The following is a 6,191-nucleotide window of genomic DNA, read 5'->3' as shown; positions in this document are numbered from 1 at the left end:
TGTCGTTGGTTGTCCCGGCAAAGACGGCGGGGGACATGAAGTAGCCCTCGGTGGCCCGCTCCACACGCGTGCCGCCGCACAGCAGCTCCGCACCTTCGCTCTTTCCGGTTGCGATGTAGCCGAAGTTCTGGTCGAGCTGGCTTGCGCTGACGACCGGCCCGATCTGGGTGCCGTCCTCCAGCGCATGTCCGACCTTGAGAGCCTCGGCTGCGCGCACCAGGCGTTCCACGAAGGCATCGTGGACCTTCTCGTGAACGATCAGACGGCTTGCCGCCGTACACTTCTGGCCCGTTCCTCCGAAGGCGGCGTTGGCGGCATGGGCGACGGCGAAATCAAGATCGGCGTCGTCCATGATCAGCATGGGGTTCTTCGACCCCATTTCCATCTGCACCTTGGTCATGTTGGTGACCGCAGCAGCGGCAATCGAGCGGCCGACCGGAACCGACCCGGTGAAGCTGATGGCATCGACCTCGCGGCTTTCTATCAGCCTCTGGCCGACGTCACGGCCCGGGCCGCTAACAAGGTTGAAGAGGCCTGCGGGAATATCCTGACGTGCGATGATCTCCGTCAGCGCAACCGCGCTGGCCGGTGTCAGGTTGGCGGGTTTCCAGACGACGGCGTTGCCGAAGGCGAGGGCAGGGGCGATCTTCCAGGCAGGCGTTGCCACCGGAAAGTTCCAGGGGCTGATGATGGCAACGACACCGACCGGCTCACGCCGGACGTCGATCTCGATGCCCGGACGCACGCTTTCGGCGAGATCGCCATGCTGGCGCAGCGTTTCGGCCGCGAAGTAGGTGAAGAACTGGCCGGCACGGTAGACCTCGCCCTTTCCTTCGGCGAAGGGCTTGCCTTCCTCGCGTGACAGCAGCAGGCCGATCTCTCCGGCCCGTTCCATCAGTTCGGTGCCGATGGTCATGAGGACGTCGTGACGTTTCTGAACGCCTGCGCGCCACCAAAGAGGCTGCGCGGCACGGGCCGCGGCAAGGGCTTCGTCAAGTTGATCCGCCCCGGCCTGGCCGTAGGTTCCGATCACATCCGACAGGTCCGAGGGGTTCCGGTTCTCGATTACAGTTGCGCCCTTGTCCCAACGGCCGGCGATATAGATCCCGCTATGGTCAGTCATGGTGTCTCCCAGAGTTGCTGGGATCATCTAGACATCGGACCTGGTTTCAGACAATCTGGAAGTTCTGAATGTTTTTTCAGGAAAACTGAAATGGCTATCAAGCTGGAAATGCTGAGGATCTTTCGCACCGTCGCCGAGCAGGGCACGCTCGCGGGGGCCGCCAATGCACTCGGTCGGACACCGTCGGCGCTCTCCATGATGCTGGCGCAGTTGGAAGACGAACTCGGGGCGCCTCTATTCGAGACCGACAGGAAGAACCGGTTGACGCCTCTGGGTGAACTGGTGCTGGCGGAAAGCACACATGCGACCGACACATTCGACAGGAGCCGGGATGCGATCCGGCGCTATGTGTCCTCCACGGCCGGTACCGTGCGGATCATCACGGTGCCCTCTGCCGCGGTGACCCTGCTGCCGGAACGGATCGCCGCCTTTTCCCGGCAGCATCCGGACGTCCGGCTGGAGATCAGCGACGCCGACAGCCGCTCGGTCCGGCGGCGCATCCGGCTGGAGGAAGCCGACATCGGGATCGTCACCAGCACACCCGATGCGCCCGAAGAAGGGACGGTGGTTCAGCAGGACGATCTCGGCATCGTGTTTCGAAAGGGCGGCGAAATCGCTCAACGGCTTGCCGCCGGCGATGAGCCGAGCTGGTCGCTGGCACGCCTTGAACCTTTCATTGATAATGCGCTTTGTGCCTTGGTCAGGAACGGAGACGTCGAAGTCATCCGCGAGCAGTGCACCCTCGAAGCGAGAAACACCACCGCCTTGCTGTCCTTCGTCCGAGAAGGGCTGGGGGCAACCATCCTGCCGGAGGGGGCGGTCGCGCATCAGGGGGGCGAGATCGGCTTTGCGCGCCCGGCCGATCCGCTTGCTCAGCGTCAGCTCCGGATGATCCGCAACCCGGACCGCCGCCTCAGCCCGGTGGCCGAAGCCTTCTGGAAGCTGATCGCGGAGCGGGCGCAGTCGAGTTGTACGAGCACTTCAACAAGCCGCGACTCGACCGTCCAGGGCCGCTGACCATCCCGCTTGTAAGCTCGGTGAACTTAACAGATCAACCGATTGCATTTTGCAATCGGATTTGCGAGGGTTGATTTGACCGCAAATTGAATTCGGATTGGAGTGTGTTGTGTCCAAACTAAAGGTGTGCTGCTTTGGTCTTTCTCTGGATGGTTATGGCGCGGGTCCGGACCAAAGCCTGGAAAACCCGCTCGGTGTCGGTGCCATGGCGCTGCATGAGTGGTTCTTTCCAACGCGAACGTTCCAGTCGATGGTTCTGTCGAAGGACGGCGGCACAACCGGCCCTGACGACGATTTTGCCCGGGCGGGGTTTGAAAATGTCGGCGCCTGGATCCTTGGCCGGAACATGTTCGGTCCGGTCAGAGGTGATTGGCCGGATGACACCTGGAAGGGCTGGTGGGGGGACTGTCCGCCCTATCACACCGATGTTTTCGTTCTCACCCACTATCCGCGCGCACCCGTTGTCATGGAAGGGGGAACGACGTTTCACTTCGTCACCGAGGGCATCGAGACGGCGCTGGGCCGGGCCAGGGACGCGGCCCAGGGCAAGGATATCAGGGTCGGCGGCGGTGTCGCCACGATCCGGCAATTTCTCGCGGCCGGACTGATCGACGAAATGCATCTCGTCCTGTCGCCGTGTCTGTTAGGGACGGGAGAAAGTCTTTTTGCCGGACTGGACATGGCCGCGCTTGGCTACCGGGTCAAATCCTCCGCTTCGACGGACACCGCGACGCACATCAGGATCGACCGCGGGAACTGAAGTCCAGTCCGGTTTCCCGTGCACCTTCTCGAAACACAAAAAAGGCCACCCCGGTTTTCCGGGATGGCCCATTTTCTTGTATTGATTGGTCCTAATTAGAGGGCCGCGCCGTCGATCTTCGACAGCAGCGCATCGACGCTGCCGCGGGCATCGCCATAGTACATGCGCGTGTTTTCCTTGTAGAACAGCGGGTTCTCGATGCCGGAGTAACCGGTGCCCTGGCCGCGCTTCAGCACGAACACCTGCTTGGACTTCCAGACTTCCAGAACCGGCATGCCGGCGATCGGCGAGTTCGGGTCTTCCTGGGCAGCCGGATTGACGATGTCGTTGGAGCCAATGACGATCGCGATGTCCGTTTCCGGGAAATCCTCGTTGATCTCGTCCATTTCCATCACGATGTCGTAGGGCACCTTGGCCTCGGCCAGCAGCACGTTCATGTGGCCCGGCAGGCGACCGGCGACCGGGTGGATCGCAAAACGGACTTCCTTGCCGGACGAACGCAGCTTGCGCGTCAGTTCGGACACCGCGTTCTGTGCCTGGGCCACCGCCATGCCGTAGCCCGGCACGATGATGACGCTGTCGGCGTCGTTGAGCGCGGCTGCAACACCGTCGCTGTCGATGGCAATCTGTTCACCCTCGACCTCCATCGCCGGACCGGTCACGTTGCCGAAACCGCCGAGGATCACCGAGATGAACGAGCGGTTCATCGCCTTGCACATGATGTAGGAAAGGATCGCACCGGAGGAGCCGACCAGCGCGCCGACGACGATCAGGAGATCGTTGCCGAGCGAGAAGCCGATGGCCGCCGCCGCCCAACCCGAATAGGAGTTCAGCATCGACACCACCACCGGCATGTCGGCACCGCCGATGCCCATGATCAGGTGATAGCCGATGAAGAAGGCCAGCAGCGTCATCAGGATCAGAGTCCAGATACCCGCCCCGTTCAGGAACATTATCAGGAGCAGCAGGCTGAGGATCGCGGCGCCGGCGTTGAGTGCGTGCCCGCCCGGCAGCTTTTCCGCCTTGGACGTCAGCTTTCCGGCCAGCTTGCCGAAAGCGACGACCGAGCCGGTGAAAGTGACCGCCCCGATGAAGACACCGAGGAAGACCTCGACCTTGAGGATCGACTGTTCGACCGGGGTCTTGTGGGCCAGGATCGCGGCAAAGCCTTCAAGCGCATTGCGCTCTTCCTCGCCCATGGCCAGCACTCGGCCGAGTTCGATGTAGGCGTTGAAGCCGACGAAGACGGCGGCAAGGCCGACCAGCGAGTGCATGGCGGCCACAAGTTGCGGCATCTCGGTCATCTGCACGCGCTGGGCGACAAAATAGCCGATGAGGCCGCCACCGGCGATCAGGATCAGTGACAGCAGCCAGAGGCCGGAGCCCGGGCCGACAAGCGTCGCCGCAACCGCCAGCCCCATGCCGGCAATACCGTACCAGACCGCACGTTTCGCGCTCTCCTGACCCGAAAGGCCGCCGAGCAAGAGGATGAACAGAACAGCCGCAACCACATAGGCGGCAGTCGTGAAACCGAATTCCATCTCTCGGCCTCCTTTAGGATTTCTGGAACATGGCGAGCATGCGCCGGGTGACGAGGAAACCGCCGAAGATGTTGATCCCGGCCATGAAGACGGACAGACCCGCCAGCAGGATCACCAGGAAGGATCCCGACCCGATCTGCATCAGGGCGCCGAGGATGATGATCGACGAAATGGCGTTGGTCACCGCCATCAGCGGCGTGTGCAGCGAGTGGCTGACGTTCCAGATCACCTGGAAGCCGACGAAGACCGCCAGCACGAAGACGATGAAATGCTGCATGAAGCTTGCCGGGGCGACGAGGCCGACGAGCAGCATCAGAAGGCCGCCGATGGCCAGCAGGCTCACCTGCTGCTTGGTCTGGGCCTTGAAGGCGGCAACTTCCTTGGCGCGGGCTTCCTCCGGTGTCAGTTCCTTCGGCTTTTCCTTCGGCTTCGCCGCGATTGCCTGCACTTTCGGCGGCGGCGGCGGGAAGGTGATTTCGCCCTGGAAGGTGACGGTCGCGCCGCGGATGACATCGTCTTCCATGTTGTGGACGACCTGACCGTCCTTCTCCGGCGTCAGATCCGTCAACATGTGGCGGATGTTGGTCGCATAAAGGCTCGAGGACTGGTTCGCCATGCGCGAGGGGAAGTCCGTGTAGCCGATGATGGTGACGCCGTTTTCGGTCACGATCTTCTCGTCCGCCACCGTGCCTTCGGCATTACCGCCGCGCTCGGCCGCAAGGTCGACGATCACCGAGCCGGGCTTCATCGACTTGATCATGTCTTCCAGCCACAGCTTCGGCGCCGGGCGGTTCGGGATCAGGGCCGTGGTGATTACGATGTCGATATCCGGGGCGATCTCGCGGAACTTGGCAAGCTGGGCTTCGCGGAATTCCGGCGAGGAGACGCTGGCATAGCCGCCGGTCGCGGCGCCGTCCTGCTGCTCTTCCTCAAAATCGAGATAGACGAATTCAGCGCCCATGGATTCGACCTGCTCGGCCACTTCCGGGCGTACGTCGAAGGCATAGGTGATGGCGCCGAGCGCCGTGGAGGTGCCGATGGCGGCGAGACCGGCAACGCCGGCGCCGACGATCAGCACCTTGGCCGGCGGAACCTTGCCGGCGGCGGTGATCTGGCCGGTGAAGAAGCGGCCGAAGTTGTTGCCTGCCTCGATCACGGCGCGGTAACCGGCGATATTGGCCATGGACGAGAGGGCATCCATCTTCTGCGCGCGCGAGATGCGCGGCACCATTTCCATGGCGATCACATTGGCACCGGAGGCCTTTGCTTTCTCAAGACCGTCTTCGTTGCCACCCGGATTGAAGAAGGAAATCAGGGTCTTGCCCTTGGTGAGGTAGCCCAGTTCCTTGTCGTCGGGCTGGCGGACCTTGGAAATGATGTCCGCTTTTTTCCAGAGGCTTGCGGCGGTCTTGACGATCTCGACGCCTGCCTCCTCATAAGCTTTGTCTGAAAAACCGGCGGCGGCGCCCGCTCCGCTTTGGATCAGGCAGGAATAGCCCAGTTTCTGTAATTGCTTTGCCGACTCCGGGGTCATCGCAACACGATTCTCCCCGGGGAAGGTTTCCTTCGGTGTGCCGATTTTTAGGGCTTCTGACATATGTCGCTCCAAACTGGTGACGAGGGAGTGGCCTATGGAAAGGTGCCCGTACGATTCGGTGAAAATCCACCGTTGCCGCCCGGACCTGACAAGCGCGCAGCGAATATAGAAACGAAAATTTTACTTATGACAAGGTGTCTTTAAGGTGGCTTT

The 6,191-nt window shown here is 62.0% G+C and carries 5 protein-coding genes; 2 read left to right on the top strand and 3 right to left on the bottom strand.

What is annotated here, in order from left to right:
* Positions 1 to 1,123 (bottom strand): aldehyde dehydrogenase family protein (locus ACQY7U_RS01890; RefSeq protein WP_428641400.1); only part of this gene is annotated, 1,123 nt, incomplete at its 3' end.
* Between the two features lie 90 nt (positions 1,124 to 1,213).
* Here ACQY7U_RS01890 and ACQY7U_RS01885 point away from each other — a divergent pair.
* The gene (locus ACQY7U_RS01885) at positions 1,214 to 2,140 is read left to right on the top strand and encodes a LysR family transcriptional regulator (protein ID WP_428641398.1); all 927 of its coding nucleotides are present in this window, start codon (positions 1,214 to 1,216) and stop codon (positions 2,138 to 2,140) included.
* A 109-nt stretch (positions 2,141 to 2,249) separates the two neighbouring features.
* Positions 2,250 to 2,900 (top strand): dihydrofolate reductase family protein, encoded by a 651-nt coding sequence (locus tag ACQY7U_RS01880; protein ID WP_428641396.1) that lies wholly within the window; start codon positions 2,250 to 2,252, stop codon positions 2,898 to 2,900.
* Positions 2,901 to 2,995: 95 nt separating this feature from the next.
* Here the strand turns inward: ACQY7U_RS01880 and ACQY7U_RS01875 are convergent, their stop codons facing one another.
* Positions 2,996 to 4,441 carry an NAD(P)(+) transhydrogenase (Re/Si-specific) subunit beta gene (locus ACQY7U_RS01875; protein ID WP_428641394.1) on the bottom strand — a complete coding sequence of 482 codons (1,446 nt, stop codon included), beginning with the start codon at positions 4,439 to 4,441 and terminating at the stop codon, positions 2,996 to 2,998.
* 13 nt (positions 4,442 to 4,454) lie between these two features.
* Positions 4,455 to 6,038 (bottom strand): Re/Si-specific NAD(P)(+) transhydrogenase subunit alpha, encoded by a 1,584-nt coding sequence (locus tag ACQY7U_RS01870; protein WP_428641392.1) that lies wholly within the window; start codon positions 6,036 to 6,038, stop codon positions 4,455 to 4,457.
* Between the last annotated feature and the right edge of the window lie 153 nt (positions 6,039 to 6,191).

Source organism: Roseibium sp. (assembly GCF_050301095.1).
GTDB lineage: Bacteria > Pseudomonadota > Alphaproteobacteria > Rhizobiales > Stappiaceae > Roseibium.
This window is presented reverse-complemented; position numbering and strand designations above follow the sequence as displayed.

Bases quoted from the DNA above. Each gene is read 5' to 3' on its own strand.
- ACQY7U_RS01885 (WP_428641398.1), top strand. From the start codon at position 1,214: ATGGCTATCAAGCTGGAAATGCTGAGGATCTTTCGCACCGTCGCCGAG.
- ACQY7U_RS01875 (WP_428641394.1), bottom strand. From the start codon at position 4,441: ATGGAATTCGGTTTCACGACTGCCGCCTATGTGGTTGCGGCTGTTCTG.
- ACQY7U_RS01870 (WP_428641392.1), bottom strand. From the start codon at position 6,038: ATGTCAGAAGCCCTAAAAATCGGCACACCGAAGGAAACCTTCCCCGGG.